The sequence below is a fragment of the Pseudonocardia hydrocarbonoxydans genome, assembly GCF_006539565.1.
Classification (GTDB): Bacteria; Actinomycetota; Actinomycetes; order Mycobacteriales; family Pseudonocardiaceae; genus Pseudonocardia; species Pseudonocardia hydrocarbonoxydans.
In genome coordinates this window covers 272,258-288,784 of the sequence record NZ_BJNG01000016.1, presented here as the reverse complement: position 1 = coordinate 288,784, position 16,527 = coordinate 272,258, and the positions used below count along the sequence as shown (strand labels likewise).

14 protein-coding genes are annotated in these 16,527 nt (G+C 74.6%); 9 read left to right on the top strand and 5 right to left on the bottom strand.

All coding sequences use genetic code 11. The annotated features are described in order from the left end of the window. The first annotated feature begins 110 nt into the window (after positions 1 to 110). The 9 genes from PHY01_RS11130 (at position 111) to PHY01_RS11090 (ending at position 10,728) form a co-directional block, all read left to right on the top strand. Entirely contained in the window at positions 111 to 1,670 is a 1,560-nt protein-coding gene (locus tag PHY01_RS11130) for an alpha/beta hydrolase (RefSeq protein WP_141278492.1), read from the top strand. A gap of 65 nt (positions 1,671 to 1,735) precedes the next feature. Then, entirely contained in the window at positions 1,736 to 3,079 is a 1,344-nt protein-coding gene (gene glnA, locus PHY01_RS11125) for a type I glutamate--ammonia ligase (RefSeq protein ID WP_141278491.1), read from the top strand. Positions 3,080 to 3,113: 34 nt separating this feature from the next. Beyond that, positions 3,114 to 3,950 (top strand): GNAT family N-acetyltransferase, encoded by an 837-nt coding sequence (locus PHY01_RS11120; RefSeq protein WP_141278490.1) that lies wholly within the window; start codon positions 3,114 to 3,116, stop codon positions 3,948 to 3,950. 10 nt (positions 3,951 to 3,960) lie between these two features. Further along, positions 3,961 to 5,814 carry a DNA primase gene (gene dnaG, locus PHY01_RS11115; RefSeq protein ID WP_141278489.1) on the top strand — a complete coding sequence of 618 codons (1,854 nt, stop codon included), beginning with the start codon at positions 3,961 to 3,963 and terminating at the stop codon, positions 5,812 to 5,814. Further along, positions 5,811 to 6,356 (top strand): hypothetical protein, encoded by a 546-nt coding sequence (locus tag PHY01_RS11110; RefSeq protein ID WP_174824104.1) that lies wholly within the window; start codon positions 5,811 to 5,813, stop codon positions 6,354 to 6,356. The genes dnaG and PHY01_RS11110 overlap by 4 nt, the downstream gene beginning before the upstream one ends. Further along, the gene (locus PHY01_RS11105) at positions 6,353 to 7,132 is read left to right on the top strand and encodes a trans-aconitate 2-methyltransferase (protein ID WP_141278488.1); all 780 of its coding nucleotides are present in this window, start codon (positions 6,353 to 6,355) and stop codon (positions 7,130 to 7,132) included. The genes PHY01_RS11110 and PHY01_RS11105 overlap by 4 nt, the downstream gene beginning before the upstream one ends. A 100-nt stretch (positions 7,133 to 7,232) precedes the next feature. Continuing rightward, positions 7,233 to 8,906, top strand: coding sequence for an FAD-dependent oxidoreductase (locus PHY01_RS11100; RefSeq protein ID WP_141278487.1), 1,674 nt, complete (start codon positions 7,233 to 7,235; stop codon positions 8,904 to 8,906). A gap of 8 nt (positions 8,907 to 8,914) precedes the next feature. After that, on the top strand, positions 8,915 to 10,336 hold the full coding sequence (locus tag PHY01_RS11095) for an ATP-binding protein (protein WP_246085828.1): 1,422 nt from the start codon (positions 8,915 to 8,917) through the stop codon (positions 10,334 to 10,336). A gap of 2 nt (positions 10,337 to 10,338) precedes the next feature. Beyond that, positions 10,339 to 10,728 carry an OsmC family protein gene (locus PHY01_RS11090; RefSeq protein ID WP_246085835.1) on the top strand — a complete coding sequence of 130 codons (390 nt, stop codon included), beginning with the start codon at positions 10,339 to 10,341 and terminating at the stop codon, positions 10,726 to 10,728. Positions 10,729 to 10,764: 36 nt separating this feature from the next. Here the strand turns inward: PHY01_RS11090 and galK are convergent, their stop codons facing one another. From galK to PHY01_RS11065, 5 genes are read right to left on the bottom strand one after another with little or no spacing between them, the layout of a single operon-like run. Then, on the bottom strand, positions 10,765 to 11,859 hold the full coding sequence (gene galK, locus PHY01_RS11085; protein ID WP_218030102.1) for a galactokinase: 1,095 nt from the start codon (positions 11,857 to 11,859) through the stop codon (positions 10,765 to 10,767). Further along, a complete protein-coding gene (galT, locus tag PHY01_RS11080) occupies positions 11,856 to 12,950 on the bottom strand; it encodes a galactose-1-phosphate uridylyltransferase (RefSeq protein WP_370467276.1) in 1,095 nt (364 codons plus the stop codon). The genes galK and galT overlap by 4 nt, the downstream gene beginning before the upstream one ends. Next, positions 12,947 to 13,702, bottom strand: a complete 756-nt coding sequence (locus tag PHY01_RS11075; RefSeq protein WP_141278483.1) for a DeoR/GlpR family DNA-binding transcription regulator — start codon at positions 13,700 to 13,702, stop codon at positions 12,947 to 12,949. Before PHY01_RS11075 ends, galT begins: the two co-directional genes overlap by 4 nt. Next, positions 13,703 to 15,667 carry a beta-galactosidase gene (locus PHY01_RS11070; RefSeq protein ID WP_246085827.1) on the bottom strand — a complete coding sequence of 655 codons (1,965 nt, stop codon included), beginning with the start codon at positions 15,665 to 15,667 and terminating at the stop codon, positions 13,703 to 13,705. It lies immediately after the preceding gene. Next, positions 15,664 to 16,452, bottom strand: a complete 789-nt coding sequence (locus PHY01_RS11065; protein ID WP_246085834.1) for a carbohydrate ABC transporter permease — start codon at positions 16,450 to 16,452, stop codon at positions 15,664 to 15,666. The genes PHY01_RS11070 and PHY01_RS11065 overlap by 4 nt, the downstream gene beginning before the upstream one ends. Positions 16,453 to 16,527 lie beyond the last annotated feature (75 nt).

Genomic DNA, 16,527 nt, shown 5'->3' with positions numbered 1-16,527 from the left:
GGGAGAGCGTGACAGCCCGCGGCGCCCGCGGCACCGGTGAGCGACGGACTTCACACCGGCCGGGTGATGCGCCGAACGGGTGGCGCCGCGGGGCTGGCATGCTCGGCGAGATGGACGCCCGACGTGTCGCCGCCCCCGCCGCCGCGCTCGCCGTGGTGGCGCTGGTGGCCGGATGCACCACGACGACGGCGGGCCGCGGCAGCGCCGCGGGTACCGCCGCGCCGCCCGGCCTGGAGGCGTTCTACGGCCAGGAGCCCGAATGGGGGCCCTGCGCACCGTTCGCGGTCACCCCCGACGACGCCGACGCCTACGCCGACCCGGCCCTGGACTGCGCGCGGGTCACGGTGCCGCTGGACTACGCGGACCCCGACGGCCGGACCGCCGAGATCGCGATGCTGCGCAAGCGGGCCACCGGCGACCGCATCGGCTCGCTGCTGACCAACCCGGGCGGGCCGGGGGCCTCGGGGATGAGCTTCGCGCCCTCGCTGGCCGGGTCGCTGGCCGGCACCCCGCTCGCCGAGCGCTTCGACCTCATCGGGTTCGACCCGCGCGGGGTGGGGTCCAGCGAGCCCGCCATCGACTGCGAGACCGACGCCGAGCGCGACGAGGAACGGGCCGACCTGGACGTCGACGGCTCCCCGGAGGGCGTCGCCATCGCCGAGGCCGACTCGCAGGAGTTCGTCGACCGCTGCGTGGAGCGGGTCGGGCTCGACGTGCTCGCCAACGTCGGCACCCGCGACGTCGTGCGCGACCTGGACGTCCTGCGCTCGGCGCTGGGCGACGAGAAGCTGACCTTCCTGGGCTACTCCTACGGCACGTTCATCGGCGCCGAGTACGCCGAGGCGTTCCCGGCGAACGTGCGCGCGCTCGTCCTGGACGGGGCGGTCGACCCGGCGCAGGACGCCGTGGAGAGCCTCGTCGCGCAGGGCGCCGGGTTCCAGCTGGCCTTCGACGCGTTCGCGGCCGACTGCGCCGCCCAGCCCGGCTGCGCGATCGGGCCCGACCCGGCCGCGGCCGTCGAACGGTTCCGGGCGCTGGTCCTGCCGCTCTACGACGCGCCCGCGGCCGTCGGCGACGGGCGGCGGCTGGGCTACACCGACGCGATGACCGGGGTGGTCCAGGCGCTCTACAGCGAGGAGCTGTGGGAGATCCTGCGGATCGGGCTGCAGGAGCTGACGGTCGGCCAGGGCCGGGTCCTGATGCTGCTGGCCGACCTCTACGAGAGCCGGGCCGAGGACGGGTCCTACAGCAACGACCTGGAGGCGTTCCCGGTGATCAGCTGCGTCGACGAGGAGCGCATCACCGACCCGGCGGTGTTCCTGGAGATCGACACCCGCTACCGCGAGGTCGCCCCGTTCCGCGACGACGGCCGCGGCCCCAGCTCCGCGCGCCCGCCGTGCGCGTTCTGGCCGGTGCCGCCGACGACCGAGCCCGCGCTGCCCGTCGTCGAGGGCCTGCCGCCGGTGCTGGTGATCTCGGTGACCGGCGACCCGGCCACGCCCTACGAGGCCGGGGTGCGCCTGGCCGACCAGATCGGCGGCACGCTGCTGTCGGTCGAGGGCAACCAGCACACCGTCGCGCTGTCGGGGGTGCCGTGCGTCGACGACCTCGTCACGCGGTACCTGGTCGACCTCGAGGTGCCCGCCGACGGGGCCTCCTGCGTGATCTGAGCCCGGCCGCCGATCCGACCTGCGACGAAACACGTTCGTAACGCGACGTTCCTACTCTCCGGGCCATGGATCGCCAGCAGGAGTTCGTGCTCCGCACCCTCGAGGAACGCGACATCCGCTTCGTGCGCCTCTGGTTCACCGACGTGCTCGGTTACCTGAAGTCGGTGGCCGTCGCGCCCGCCGAGCTGGAGGGGGCCTTCGCGGAGGGCATCGGGTTCGACGGGTCGGCGATCGAGGGCTTCGCGCGGGTCTACGAGTCCGACATGGTCGCCCGCCCCGACCCGTCGACCTTCCAGGTGCTGCCGTGGGAGACCTCCTCGGGCGAGCACTACTCCGCCCGCATGTTCTGCGACATCGCCATGCCCGACGGCTCGCCGTCCTGGGCCGACCCCCGCCACGTCCTGCGCCGCGCACTGAGCAAGGCCGCCGAGGCCGGCTTCACCTGCTACGTCCACCCCGAGATCGAGTTCTACCTGCTCCGCGAGCTCACCGCCGACGGCACCCCGCCGGTGCCCGCCGACTCCGGCGGCTACTTCGACCAGGCCAGCCACGACGTCGCCCCGCACTTCCGGCGCAACGCGGTGGAGACCCTGGAGTCGATGGGCATCTCGGTGGAGTTCAGCCACCACGAGGGCGGGCCGGGCCAGCAGGAGATCGACCTGCGCTACGCCGACGCCCTGACGATGGCCGACAACATCATGACCTTCCGGTACGTGGTGAAGGAGGTGGCGATCACCCAGGGCGTGCGGGCGTCGTTCATGCCCAAGCCGTTCTCCCAGCACCCCGGCTCGGCGATGCACACGCACTTCTCGCTGTTCGAGGGCGACCGCAACGCCTTCCACGACCCGAACGACCCCTACGAGCTGTCCGAGACGGGCAAGGCGTTCGTGGCCGGTGTCCTGCGGCACGCGCGCGAGATCAGCGCCGTCACCAACCAGTGGGTCAACTCCTACAAGCGCCTGATCACCGGCGGGGAGGCCCCGACGGCGGTGTCATGGGGCCACGCCAACCGCTCCGCACTGGCGCGCGTGCCGATGTACTCGCCCGGCAAGTCCTCGACGCGGCGGGTGGAGATCCGCACGCTGGACACCGCGTGCAACCCCTACCTGGCGTTCGCGGTGATCCTCGGGGCCGGGCTGCAGGGCGTCGCGAAGGGCTACGAGCTGGGCCCGGCCACCGAGGACGACGTGTGGTCGCTCACCGACACCGAGCGCCGCGCCCTGGGCTACGAGCCGCTGCCGCAGAACCTCACCGAGGCGCTGCACGCGATGGAGGGCTCCGAGCTGGTGGCCGAGGTCCTCGGCGAGCACGTGTTCGACTTCTTCCTGCGCAACAAGCGCGCCGAGTGGGACGCCTACCGCCGCAACGTCACCCCCTACGAACTGGCCACCTACCTGCCGGTTCTGTAGCAAACCGCTTCCCCCGCGGTGCGACCATGGGGGTGTGCGGGTCACGGTGCACGAGACGGTCGCGGCGTTCGACGCCGCGGCCGGGCCCCTCTACGACGCCGACCCGGCCCGGCACACCCTCGCCCACACCGCGCTCGTGCGGCTGCGCGGCCGTCCCGACCTCGCCGGGCTGCTGCTCACCGTCGCGCACCGCGGGGAGACCGCCGGTGCGCTGCTGCAGGAGGCCGGGCGTCCCGCGACGGTCTCCGCGCTGCCGCCCGCCCTCGCGGCGGCGGCCGCGGAGCGGGCGGGCAGCACCCTGCCCGCCGTCCACGGGCCGGTGCCCGAGGCGGAGGCCTTCGCCGCCGCGTACACGGCCCGGACGGGGCAGCGCGCCGAGGTGGCGATGCGGATGCGGCTGTTCCGGCTGGTCACCCTCACCCCGCCGCGCGGCGTGCGGGGGGTCGCGCGGGTCGCCGGTGCGGCCGACCTCGAGGTCCTGGTGTCCTTCATGACCGCGTTCACCGCCGAGGCCGTGCAGGCGCTGGACCCGCCTGCGGACCCGCGGCCGTGGCTCCTCGAGGCGTTGACGCAGGGTGCGGGGTACCTGCTGTGGGAGGTCGACGGCGTCCCGGTGGCCGTCGCGGGCGCGCGCCGCCCGATCGGGTCGATGTCGCGGGTCGGGCCCGTCTACACCCCGCCGGAGGAACGCGGCCACGGCTACGGCACGGCGGTGACGGCCGCGGCGACGGCGTGGGCCCGCGCCGCCGGGGCCCGTGACGTCGTCCTGCTCACCGACCTGGCCAACCCGGTGAGCAACGAGATCTACCCGCGGATCGGCTACCGCCCGGTGCTCGACGCCGTGGAGCTGCGGTTCACCGCACGCGCCTAGACTCGGGCCCGTGGCGGGACGCATCAGGGATTCGGACATCACCGAGGTCCGCGACCGCACCCGCATCGACGAGGTGATCGGCGACTACGTGGCGCTGCGCCGCGCGGGCGCCGGGTCGCTCAAGGGCCTGTGCCCCTTCCACGACGAGAAGTCGCCGAGCTTCAACGTGCGGCCCACGCACGGCACCTTCCACTGCTTCGGCTGCGGCGAGGGCGGCAGCGTCTTCGACTTCATCATGAAGATCGAGGTCGTCGGGTTCGCCGAGGCCGTGGAGCGCCTGGCCGACCGCATCGGCTTCCGGCTCACCTACACCGGCGGCGGCGCGTCGGTGCAGCGCGACAAGGGCACCCGCTCGCGGCTGCTGGAGGCCAACAAACGGGCCGCGGAGTTCTACGCCGCCCAGCTGCGCACGCCCGAGGCCGCCAAGGGCGTCGAGTTCCTCACCTCCCGCGGGTTCGACGCCGCCGCGGCCGCCACCTTCGGCTGCGGCTGGGCCCCCGCGGGCTGGGACACCCTCACCAAGCACCTGCTCGCGGGCGGGTTCTCGCTCGACGAGCTGATCAAGGCGGGCCTGTCGAAGGAGGGGCGGCGCGGGCCGATCGACCGCTTCCACCGGCGGCTGCTGTGGCCGATCCGGGACCTGGGCGGCGAGGTCGTCGGCTTCGGTGCGCGGCGGATCTTCGACGACGACGGCATCGACGCCAAGTACCTCAACACCTCCGAGTCGCCGGTCTACCGCAAGACCAACGTGCTGTTCGGGCTCGACCTGGCCAAGCGCGAGATCGCCAAGCGCCGCCAGGTCGTCGTCGTCGAGGGCTACACCGACGTGATGGCGATGCACCTCGCGGGCGTCACCACGGCCGTCGCGTCCTGCGGCACCGCCTTCGGCACCGAGCACATCGCGGTGATCCGCCGCCTGATCGGCGACGACTCGTTCGACCTCGGCGAGGTCATCTACACCTTCGACGGCGACGCGGCCGGGCAGGCCGCCGCGCTCAAGGCGTTCGAGGGGGAGCAGAGCTACACCGGCCAGACCTACGTCACCATCGCCCCCGACGGCCAGGACCCGTGCGAGCTGCGCCAGACGCACGGCGACACCGCCGTCCGCGACCTGGTGGCGCGCCGGGAGCCGCTCTACGAGTTCGTCATCCGCTCGATGCTGCGCGACCACGACCTGGAGACCCCCGAGGGGCAGACCGCGGCGCTGCGCCGCGCGGTCCCGCTGGTCGCCCGGATCAAGCGCGAGGACCTGCGCGACGAGTACGCCCGCCGTCTCGCCGGCTGGACCGGCTGGCCCGACGAGTTCGCCGTGGTGCGGCGGGTGCGCGAGGAGGCCGGGGTGCCGCCGGAGAAGGTCCGCGGCCGCCGCGACGCCCCGGCCCCGCCGCCGCGCAACGACCCCCGCCTGCACCTGCAGCGCGAGGCGCTCAAGGCCGCGCTGCAGCTGCCCGCGATCGCCGGTCCCGCCTACGACGAGCTGCCCGAGCAGGTGTTCAGCCACCCGGACCTCGCGGGGGTGCACCGCGCGGTGCAGGCCGCGGGCGGCGTCTGCGCCGGGCTGGAGGGGCCGACGTGGCTCGACGCCGTCAGCGTGGAGTGCGTGCCGGAGGTGCGGCCGCTGGTGCACGAGCTGGCCGTCGAGCCGCTGCAGATGCCGCGGCGCGGGATGGAGGAGGCTCGGTACGTGGGAAGCGTGGTCGCCGGGGTGAAGCTGGCACTGGTCGAGGCACAGGTGGCCGAGCTGAAGGGCAGGCTGCAGCGCACCAACCCGCTGGAGGACGCCGACGCCTACCACCAGCTCTTCGGCGACCTCGTGCCGCTGGAGCAGTACCGGATCGCGCTGCGCGAGCAGGCGGCGCGATGAGGCCGCCGAGGCTCAGCCCGCTCAAGGCGATCCGCAGGGCGCTCGGGCGCGACGAGCTGCCCGAGGGCTTCGGGGCGAAGCTGGAGCCCGACGAGCGGGTGCTGGCCGTCGCGGTGCTCAGCGGGGGCGGGCACGTCGTCGTCACCTCCTGGGGGCTGTGGATCCCCGCACCCGACGGCGCGGTGCGCCGCGTCGGCTGGCACCTGGTGAGCCGGGCCGCGTGGGGCAACGGGGCGCTGGAGCTGGTGGAGGCGGTCGAGGAGCCGGCCGGGGCGGCGGTGCTGCTCACCGACCTGCCGGTGCGCCGACTGCGCCTGGCCGAGCCGGGCCGGGTGCCCGAGATCGTGCACGAGCGCGTCACGGCGTCGATCCGCAGCCGCCACCACCGCGACCTGCCCGGCGGTGGCGCGTGGTTCGTCCAGCGCAAGATCCCCGGGCGGGACGGCATCGTGCTGCAGGTGCGCCCCGACCCCGGCACCGACCTCGCCGCCGCCCGCCAGGTGGGCGCCGACGCGGCGGCCGCCCTGGGACTGGCCCGGTGACCACGACCTGGGACCCGGCGCTCTACCTGGGCTTCGACGACCACCGAGCCCGCCCGTTCCACGACCTCCTCGCGCGCGTCGGGGCCCCGAGGGAAGGCGACGCCGCGCCGCGCCGCGTCGTCGACATGGGGTGCGGTCCGGGCCACCTGACGGCGGTGCTCGCGGCCCGCTGGCCCGGCGCCGCGGTGAGCGCGTTCGACTCCTCGGAGGAGATGGTCGACGCGGCGCGGGCGCGGGACGTCGACGCCGAGCGCCTCGACGTCCGCGACTGGACGCCCACCGGCGACACCGACGTCGTCGTCACCAACGCGGTGCTCCACTGGGTGCCCGAGCACCTCACGCTGCTGCCGCGCTGGCTCGCCGCGATGCCGTCCGGCGCCTGGTTCGCCCTGCAGGTGCCCGGCAACCTCGACGCCCCGTCGCACGCACTGGTCCGGGAGCTGCTCGACGAGCCGGGCTGGCGCGGCCGCGTCGACCTGCGCGACGGCACGGCGGTCCTCGACCCGGCCGGGTACGCCGACCTGATCGCCGGCGCGGGCGCCGCCGTCGACGCCTGGGAGACCACCTACCTGCAGCGCCTCACCGGCGACGACCCGGTGCTGCGCTGGATCAGCGCCACGACCCTGCGGCCGGTCCGCGACGCGCTCGCGCCCGTCGAGTACGCGGCGTGGTGCGACGAGCTCGCCCCGCGCCTGCGCGCCGCCTATCCCGCCCGCCCGGACGGGAGCACCTGGTTCCCGTTCCGCCGGGTCTTCGCGGTGGCCCGCACCCCCTGACGCCCGGTGCGCGGGCCGTCGTGGCCGGGTGGGCCCCGTCGGCGCTAGTTTCGGGGGAGCCGCGCACGCACTCCGCCGCCGCCCTGCCGCCGGGAGCCCGATGACTCAGCCCACCCCCACCAAGCCCGTCCTGCTCACCGTCGACGACGACCCCGGCGTGAGCCGGTCGGTCGCACGGGACCTGCGCCGCCGCTACGGCGCCGACCACCGGATCGTCCGGGCCGAGTCCGGCGCCGACGCGCTGGAGGCGCTGCGCGAGCTGACGCTGCGCGGCGAGCCGGTGGCCGCGATCCTCGCCGACTACCGGATGCCCGGGATGAACGGCATCGAGTTCCTCGAGCAGGCCATGGACGTCGCCCCGCACGCCCGCCGCGCGCTGCTCACCGCCTACGCCGACACCGACGCCGCGATCCAGGCGATCAACGTCGTCGACGTCGACCACTACCTGCTCAAGCCCTGGGACCCGCCGGAGGAGAAGCTCTACCCCGTCGTCGACGCGCTGATCGAGACCTGGCGCGCGGTCGGCCAGCGGCCCGTCGACGAGATCCGGGTGGTGGGTCACCGCTGGTCGGCGGAGTGCTTCTCCGCGCGCGACTTCCTGGCCCGCAACTCCGTGCCCTACCGCTACCACTCCACCGACGAGCCGGAGGGGGCGCGGCTGCTGGAGGTGGCGGGCGCCTCCGAGGACGACGTGCCGGTGATCATCACCACCGACGGCGGCGTCCTGCGCAACCCGACCGACGCCGAGATCGCGCAGGCGGTAGGGCTCACCGTCGACCCGGTGGCCGACTTCTACGACCTGATCGTGATCGGCGGCGGCCCGGCCGGGCTGGGCTCCGCGGTCTACGGGGCGTCGGAGGGGCTGCGCACGGTGCTCGTGGAGCGCCAGGCCACCGGCGGGCAGGCCGGGCAGAGCTCCCGGATCGAGAACTACCTGGGCTTCCCCGACGGCGTGTCGGGCTCGCAGCTCACCGACCGGGCCCGCCGCCAGGCCGCCAAGTTCGGCGCCGAGGTGCTGACCGCCCGCGACGTCGTGGCGCTGGAGGCGCGCGGCTCGGCGCGGGTGGTGCGGTTCGGTGACGGCAGCGAGATCGCCGCGCACGCCGTCGTCCTCGCGACCGGGGTGGCCTACCGCTCGCTCGACGCCCCCGGTGTCGCCGAGCTGACCGGCCGCGGGGTGTTCTACGGCTCGGCGGCCACCGAGGCCCCGGCGTGCGCGGGACAGGACGTGTACATCGTCGGCGGGGCGAACTCGGCGGGGCAGGCCGCGGTGTTCTTCTCCCGGCACGCCGCGACGGTGACGGTGCTGGTGCGCGGCCCGGACCTGGAGGCGTCGATGTCGCACTACCTGATCAAGCAGCTCGACGCGATCGACAACGTGGTCGTCCGCACCGGCACCGAGGTCGCCGAGGCCTGCGGCGACGGGCACCTGGAGCGGCTGGTGCTCTCCGACCGCACCACCGGGGAGAAGCAGACGGTCACCGCGGGGGCGATGTTCGTGTTCATCGGCGCCGCCCCGCGCACCGAGTGGCTCGACGGCGTGGTCGTCCGCGACGCCCGCGGGTTCGTCCCCACCGGCCCCGACCTGGTCACCGGTGGTGCCCCGCCGCCGGGCTGGTCGCTCGACCGCGACCCCTACCACCTGGAGTCCAGCGTGCCCGGGGTGTTCGTGGCCGGCGACGTGCGGTCGGAGTCGGTCAAGCGGGTGGCCTCGGCCGTCGGCGAGGGTGCGATGGCGGTGACGCTGGTGCACCGGTACCTGGCGGAGCAGTGAGCACGCAGGTGGACCTGCGGTCCCTGTTCCTGTTCGAGGCCCTCGACGAGCAGCAGCTGTCGTGGATCGCCGAGCACGCCGACGAGGTGACGGTGGCCGCGGGCCGCGACATCGTCACCGAGGGCGATCCGGCGGACTGCTTCCACGTGCTGATCTCCGGCACGGTGGCGATGAGCCGGATCATCGGCGGCGACCCGGTGGAGACCACCCGCACCGACCACCGCGGCGTCTACTTCGGGGCGGTGCAGTTCTACCTCGACGACGAGAGCGCCCGGACCTACCCGGCCTCGGTGCGGGCCGTCACCGACTGCTGCGTGCTGGCGCTGCCGGCCGCGGAGTTCGCCGTGCGGTTCCAGCAGTGGTTCCCGATGGCCGTCCACCTGCTGGAGGGCATGATCCTCGGGCTCCGCAAGGGCGGACAGATCACCGCCGAGCGGGAGCGGCTGCTCGCGCTGGGCAAGCTGTCGGCCGGGCTCACCCACGAGCTGAACAACCCGGCGGCCGCGGCCGGGCGGGCGACGGACGCCCTGCGCGACAAGGTCGAGGGGATGCGCCACAAGCTGGCCATGATCGCCGACGGCCGGATCGCCGGCCCGCAGCTGCACAAGCTGGTCGTGGCGCAGGACGAGTTCGTCAAGAAGGTGCGCCACGCCCCGGCGCTCTCGCCGATCGAGACCTCCGACCGCGAGGACGAGCTGGGCGACTGGCTCGACGACGCCGGCATCACCGGCGGCTGGGACCTCGCCCCGGTGTTCGTCGCGGGCGGGCTCGAGGTCGCCGACCTGGAGGCGGTGCGCACGGCGTCCGACCCGGCGGTGCTGGAGGGTGCGATCCGCTGGCTGGCCTACACGGTGGAGACCGAGAGCCTGCTGCGCGAGATCACCGACGCCACCGCGCGGATCTCCGACCTGGTCCTGGCGGCCAAGCAGTACTCGCAGATGGACCGGGCGCCGCACCGGTTCGTCGACGTCCACGAGGGGCTCGACGCCACGCTGGTGATGTTCGGGCGCAAGCTCGGGACTCCGGCCGACGGTACGGGGAGCGGGGTGCGGATCGTCAAGGACTACGACCGGACGCTCCCGCCGATCCCGGCCTACGCCGCCGAGCTGAACCAGGTGTGGACCAACATCGTCGACAACGCGATCGACGCCATGGACGGGTCGGGCACGCTCACCGTCCGCACGGCGCGCGAGGAGGACCGAGTGCTCGTCGAGATCGCCGACACCGGCCCCGGCATCCCGCCCGAGGTGCGGCAGCGGATCTTCGAGCCGTTCTTCACGACGAAGGGCGTCGGGAAGGGCACCGGGCTCGGGCTCGACGTCAGCTACCGCGTGGTCGTCTCGCGCCACCACGGCGACATCGCGGTGCGCTCGGAGCCGGGCGACACCCGGTTCCAGGTGCGGCTGCCGATCGCCGAGGTGGCGCCGTGACGATGCAGATGCCGATGGCGGCGGCCGACGCCCACGCCGCACCGTCCGGCCCCGTCGCGCTGGCGCTCGGGCGGCACACGGTCGTCGTCGACCACGACGGCGGGCCCACCCCGCTGGAGCTGATGACGGGCGCGCTCGCCGCGTGCAGCGCGATGACGGCGCGCACCCACCTGGCCCGCGACGGTGACGTCGGCGAGCTCGACGTGGTCGTCACCCTCGACGCCGGCCCGCCCACCCTGTTCTACCGGCGGGTGCTGCTGCCGTGGCGGCTGTCGGCGGCCGACGCCCACCGCCTCGCCGACGCGCTGGAACGCACCGAGCTGACGTTGCTGCTGCGCCCGTCGTTCCAGATCCGCACGGCGGTGGAGCACGCGGGGGAGGTGCTGAACTGACCGTCCGGGCTCCGGGTCCGGCGTGCGGGCGGGCCCTCACCCCACGCGCGAGGCGCCCGCCGAGGGCTCGGCGGTCCGGACCGTCGGCCCGCCGTACCCGGCCGCGGCGAAGGCGTCGCACACCGCCCGGGTGACGTCGTCGACCCGGCCCAGCGGGACGAGTGCGATCGCCGAGCCGCCGAACCCGCCGCCGGTCATCCGGGCCCCGAGCGCACCGGCCGCGCGGGCGGCCGCGCAGGCCAGGTCCAGCTCCGGACAGGACACCTCGTAGTCCACCCGCAGCGACTCGTGCGAGGCGTCGAGCAGGGGGCCGACCTCGCGCAGCCGCCCGTCGTCGAGCAGGGCGACGACCTCGGCGACCCGGGCGATCTCGGTGACGACGTGCCGGGCGCGGGGCAGCAGGTCGACGTCGAGCCGCTCCACGTCCCGCAGGCCCTCCAGATCGCGCAGGGTCGCCTCGCGCAGGGTCGCGAGCCCCAGTGCGGCGGCGGCCTTCTCCACCGACGCCCGCCGCGCGCCGTACCGCCCGTCGGCGAGGTGGTGGCGGACCCGCGTGTCGATCACCAGGACGGCGAGGCCGTCGTCGGCGGGGGCGAAGGGGACCTGGCGGGTCGAGCCGTCGCGGGTGTCGAGCAGCAGCGCGTGCCCGGCGGTGGCCAGCAGCACGGCCGCCTGGTCCATGCCGCCCGTCGCCGCGCCGACGATCTCGTTCTCCGCCCGGACGCACGCGGCCGCGAGCTCGGTGCGGGCGAGCCCGAGCCCGTACAGGTCGTCGACGGCCAGCGCGACGGCGCACTCCAGCGCCGCCGACGACGACAGCCCGGCCCCGAGCGGCACCGTCGCGGTGACGGCGACGTCGAGCCCGCCGACGGCGTGCCCGGCCGCGCGCAACGCCCAGAGCACCCCGGCGGCGTACCCGGCCCAGCCGGCGGGGGATCCGGGCGCGATCTCGTCCAGCGCCACGTCGACGACGCCGTCCTCGGCGGTGCTGCGCGCGGTGAACCGGCCGTCGGCCCGGGTGTGCGCCTCCACGACCGTCCGCTCGGCCAGGGCGAAGGGCAGGCACACGCCGCCGGCGTAGTCGACGTGCTCGCCGATCAGGTTGACGCGCCCCGGGGCGGCCCACCTCACGCGCCCACCTCGCGCAACCGCTCGGCGATCCGCTCGGGGGAGGCGTCGCCCAGCCACGCGGCCATCCCGGACTCCGACCCGGCCAGGTACTTGAGCTTGCCCGGGGCGCGGCGCAGGGAGAACAGCTGCAGGTGCAGGCGGGTGAGGTCGCGGCCGGTGTGCACCGGCGCCTGGTGCCACGCGGCGATGTAGGGCGGGTCGGCACCCTCGGGGCCGAAGTAGCGCTCCACCCGCCCGAGAAGGTCGCGGTACACCACGGCCAGCTCGGTGCGCTCCTCGTCGGACAGCGCGGCGAGGTCGGGCACGGCGCGGTGCGGGACGAGGTGCACCTCCACCGGCCAGCGCGCCGCGGCCGGCACGAACGCCGTCCAGTGCTCGCCGTCGATCACGACGCGGTGCCCGGCCTTGCGCTCGCCGGTGAGCACGTCCTCCATCAGGTCGCGCCCGGTGCGCTGGCGGTGCGCCCCGGCGCGGGTCAGCAGCTGCGCCGTGCGCGGCGTGACGTAGGGGTAGCCGAAGATCTGGCCGTGCGGGTGCTGCAGCGACACCCCGATCTCGCGCCCCCGGTTCTCGAACGGGAACACCTGCTCGATGCCCTCGGTCGCCGACAGCTCGGCGGTGCGGTCGGCCCACACGTCGATCACGGTGCGCACCCGCTCGAGCGAGAGCGAGGAGAACGCCGCCTCGTGGTCGGAGGTGAAGCACATGACCTCGCAGTGGCCGGTGGCCGGGCGCTGGGGCCACAGCGGGTTCCCGTCCACCTCGGCCGGGACCTCGGTCATCGTCTCGCCGAACGAGGGGAAGCGGTTGTCGAAGACCACCACGTCGTAGGCGTCGGCCGGGATCTCCGACGGCTCGCCGCCGGGCCGCGACGGGCACAGCGGGCACTGGTCGGCCGGCGGCATGTGGGTCCGGTTCATCCGGTGCGCCGCGATCGTCACCCACTCGCCGGTGAGCACGTCGAAGCGCATCACCGACCCGTGCTCGACGGCGGGCAGGTCGCGCGGGTCGGGCGGTGGGACCCTCCCGGGTGTCTCGTCGTAGTAGCGCAGGACGCGTCCGTCGGCCATCGGGGCGTCGGTGCGGATCACGCCAGCACCAGCCGTCCGCAGCACTCGTCGAGCGTCCGCCGCGCGTCCGGCTCCAGCCCGTCGTCGCTGACCAGTACGTCGACCTCGTCCAGGGCCGCGATCGTGCTCAACCCCACCACCCCCCACTTCGAGTTGTCGGCCACCACGGCCACCCGCCTCGCGGTGGCCACCAGCGCCCGGTTCGTCTCCGCCTCGGCCAGGTTCGGTGTCGTGAACCCGGCCTCGACGTCCATCCCGTGCACGCCCATCAGCAACCAGTCGACGTGCAGGCCGCGCAGCGCCGCCACCGCCACCGGCCCGACGAGCGCGTCGGACGGGGTGCGTTCGCCGCCGGTGAGCACCACCGTCGCGTCACCCGCCCACAGCACCTCCGCCACCCGCAGCGAGTTGGTGACGACGGTCAGCCCGGGCACGCCGAGCAGGGCCGTGGCCACCGCGTGCGTGGTGGTCCCGGCCGACAGCGCGACCGACGCGCCGGGCTCGATCAGCGCCGCGGCGGCCGTCGCGATCGACTGCTTCGCCGCCGGGTTCCGGCCGGACTTCGCCGCGAACCCGGGTTCCTCCACGCTCGACCCGGCCGCGGTGGCCCCGCCGTGCACCCGGGTGACCAGCCCGCGCCGGGCCAGCACCTCGATGTCGCGGCGCACGGTCATGTCGGACACGCCGAGGGTGTCGACGAGCTCGGACACCCGTGCGCCACCGGTCGTCCGCACCGCGTCGAGGATCAGTTCCTGGCGTTGCCGGGCGAGCATCTACACCTCCTCCACGACGGCGGCCGACCGGCCGGCGACGACGCCGGGGAAGGGCGCGCCGGTGAGCAGGTCGGTGCCGCGCACGTCGACGGGCGCGGGCCGGTCGCCCCGGTTGAGGACGAACGCGTGACGGCCGCGCCGGGTCAGTGTGACGCCCGGGGGCAGCGCCGTCGCCGGCATCCCCGCGGCCGCGGCGACCCGGGCCGCGAGCGCCGCCGTCGCGGCGGCGTCGAGGCGGGTGGCGACGTACCAGGCGGCGCCCGCGTCGACCCCGCGCCGGGTGAGCGCGGGCGCACCCGCGACCGGGCCGTCGACGAAGGACGCGACCACCTCGGCGTCCGGGGCCGCGAGGACCTCGGTCCACAGGTCGGCGGTGGCGCCGTCGTCGAGGGTGACGGTGACGCCGGGCGGCAGCGGCGCGAACTCCTCCGCGCGCACCCCCAGCAGCTCGCGGAACGCGCCGGGATAGCCGCCGAGACGGACGTGGTCGCGCTCGTCGGCGATGCCGGAGAAGTAGGTGACGACCACCTGCGCCCCGCGCCGGGCGGCGGCGGCGACCCCGTCGGCGTCGGCGTCGGCGCACAGGTAGAGCGTCGGGACGACGACGACGGCGTAGCGGTCCAGGTCGGCCGAGGGGTGCACGACGTCGACCCCTGCCCCGAGCCCGGTGAACGCGGCGTGCCAGCGGTGCGCCGCGTCGAGGTAGCGCAGCTCGCCACTGGGCATCGAGGGCCGGTCGCACGCCCACCAGGCCTCCCAGTCGAACAGCAGCGCGACCTCGGCCTCCACCGGCGACCCGGCGACGGGCGCGAGCCGGGCGAGCGCGTCACCGAGGGCGACGACCTCCCGGAACCGGGCCGAGTCGGCACCCGCGTGCGGCACCAGCGCGGAGTGGAACTTCTCCGCGCCCGCGCGCGAGGCCCGCCACTGGAAGAACCCGATCCCGTCGGCCCCGCGGGCGACGTGGGTCAGCGCGTCCACCAGCAGCTCGCCGGGCCGCTTGGCCAGGTTCACCGGCTGCCAGTTCACCGCGGAGGTGGCGGTCTCCATGAGCAGCCACGGCTCGCGGCGGGCGACCCCGCGGGTGAGGTCGGCGGCGAAGTCGAGCTCGGCGCGGGGGTCGGGCAGCCGCCCGTCGAGGTAGTGGTCGTTGGACACCAGGTCCAGCTCGCGGGCCCAGCGGAAGTTGTCCTGCTGGTCCTGGTGCGCGGTCACCATGAGGTTGGTGGTGACGGGCACGGCCGAGTGCGCGCGGATCACGTCGCGCTCGGCCCGGTAGTGCGCCAGCAGCTCGTCGGAGGAGAAGCGGGCGAAGTCCAGCTCGTGGCCGGGGTTGGGGGAGGCGCCGGTGAGCCGCGGGGGCAGCACCTCGTCGAAGGACCCGTAGTGCTGCGACCAGAACGCCGTGCCCCAGGCGTCGTTCAGCTTCTCGACCGAGCCGTACCGGTCGGCGAGCCAGCGCCGGAACGCCGCCGCCGACACGTCGCACCAGCAGCGGCCGTTGTGGCAGCCCAGCTCGTTGGACACGTGCCACAGGCGCACGGCCGGGTGGTCGCCGTAGCGGAAGGCCAGCTGTTCGGTGAGCGCGAGGGCGTGGCCGCGGAACACCGGGCTGCTCGGGCACCAGGCCTGCCGGCTGCCCGGCCAGACCACCCGCATCGACTCGTCGACCGGCAGGATCTCCGGGTACGCCGCGGTCAGCCACGGCGGTGGGGACGCCGTCGCCGTGGCCAGGTCGATCGCGATCCCGGCGCCGTGGAGCAGCTCGACGACCTCGTCGAACCAGCCGAAGTCCCAGCGGTCCGGCGCGGGCTGCAGCAACGCCCAGGAGAACACCCCGAGCGTCACGAACCCGACGCCGGCCTCCCGCATCAGCGCGACGTCCTCGCGCCACACCTCCCGCGGCCACTGCTCGGGGTTGTAGTCGCACCCCATGGCGACGCCCCGGAACGGGAACGCGCTCACTTCACCGACCCCGCGGCCAGCCCGCTGCGCCAGAACCGCTGCAGGGTCACGAATGTGATGATCAGCGGGATCACCGACACCAGGGAGCCGACGATGGCCAGCACCTGCAGGGACGGGTCCCGCGACACCAGTGACGCCCACGTGTACAGACCGTAGGTGAGCGGATAGAGCGAGGTGTCCTGGAGCATGATCAGCGGCAGCAGGAAGTTGTTCCAGATGGCCACGAACTGGAACAGGAACACCGTCACCAGCGCCGGGGCCATCAGCCGGATCGAGACCGTGAAGAAGATCCGCAGCTCGCTCGCGCCGTCGACCCGCCCGGCGTCGAGCAGCTCGTCGGGCACGCTCGCCGCCGCGTAGACCCGCGAGAGGTACACCCCGAACGGGCTGACGATGCTCGGCAGGAACACCGCCCAGTAGGTGTTGGTCAGCCCGACGCCGGCGAACATGAGGAACAGCGGCAATGCGAGCGCGGTGGCCGGGACGAGCACGCCGCCGAGCGCGAAGCCGAACAGCAGCTCGCGGCCCCGGAACTCGTACTTGGCGATCCCGTACCCGGCCATCGCGGCCAGGATCGTGCCGACGGCCGCGCCCAGCCCGGCGTAGAGCAGGGAGTTCAGGGCCCAGCGGCCGAAGACGCCGTCGTCGCGGGCGAACAGGTCGGCGAGGTTCTGCCCGAGCTGGACCTCGGCGAACGCGAACCCGTTGGTCGTCACGAGGTCGCGCTGCGACTTCGTGGCGTTGACCAGCAGCCAGTAGACGGGCATCAGGAAGTACCCGGCCATCAGCGTCAGGAACACCAGCGCGACGCCGACGGACACCGGGCCCTCGGTGCCCGGCTTGCGCTCCTTCGCGGCCCG

What these genes read in the sequence shown, in the direction of transcription:
- PHY01_RS11130 (WP_141278492.1), top strand. Translation starts at nt 111, where the DNA reads ATGGACGCCCGACGTGTCGCCGCCCCCGCCGCCGCGCTCGCCGTGGTG.
- glnA (WP_141278491.1), top strand. Translation starts at nt 1,736, where the DNA reads ATGGATCGCCAGCAGGAGTTCGTGCTCCGCACCCTCGAGGAACGCGAC.
- PHY01_RS11110 (WP_174824104.1), top strand. Translation starts at nt 5,811, where the DNA reads ATGAGGCCGCCGAGGCTCAGCCCGCTCAAGGCGATCCGCAGGGCGCTC.
- PHY01_RS11100 (WP_141278487.1), top strand. Translation starts at nt 7,233, where the DNA reads ATGACTCAGCCCACCCCCACCAAGCCCGTCCTGCTCACCGTCGACGAC.
- PHY01_RS11090 (WP_246085835.1), top strand. Translation starts at nt 10,339, where the DNA reads ATGCAGATGCCGATGGCGGCGGCCGACGCCCACGCCGCACCGTCCGGC.
- PHY01_RS11075 (WP_141278483.1), bottom strand. Translation starts at nt 13,702, where the DNA reads ATGCTCGCCCGGCAACGCCAGGAACTGATCCTCGACGCGGTGCGGACG.
- PHY01_RS11065 (WP_246085834.1), bottom strand. Translation starts at nt 16,452, where the DNA reads ATGGCCGGGTACTTCCTGATGCCCGTCTACTGGCTGCTGGTCAACGCC.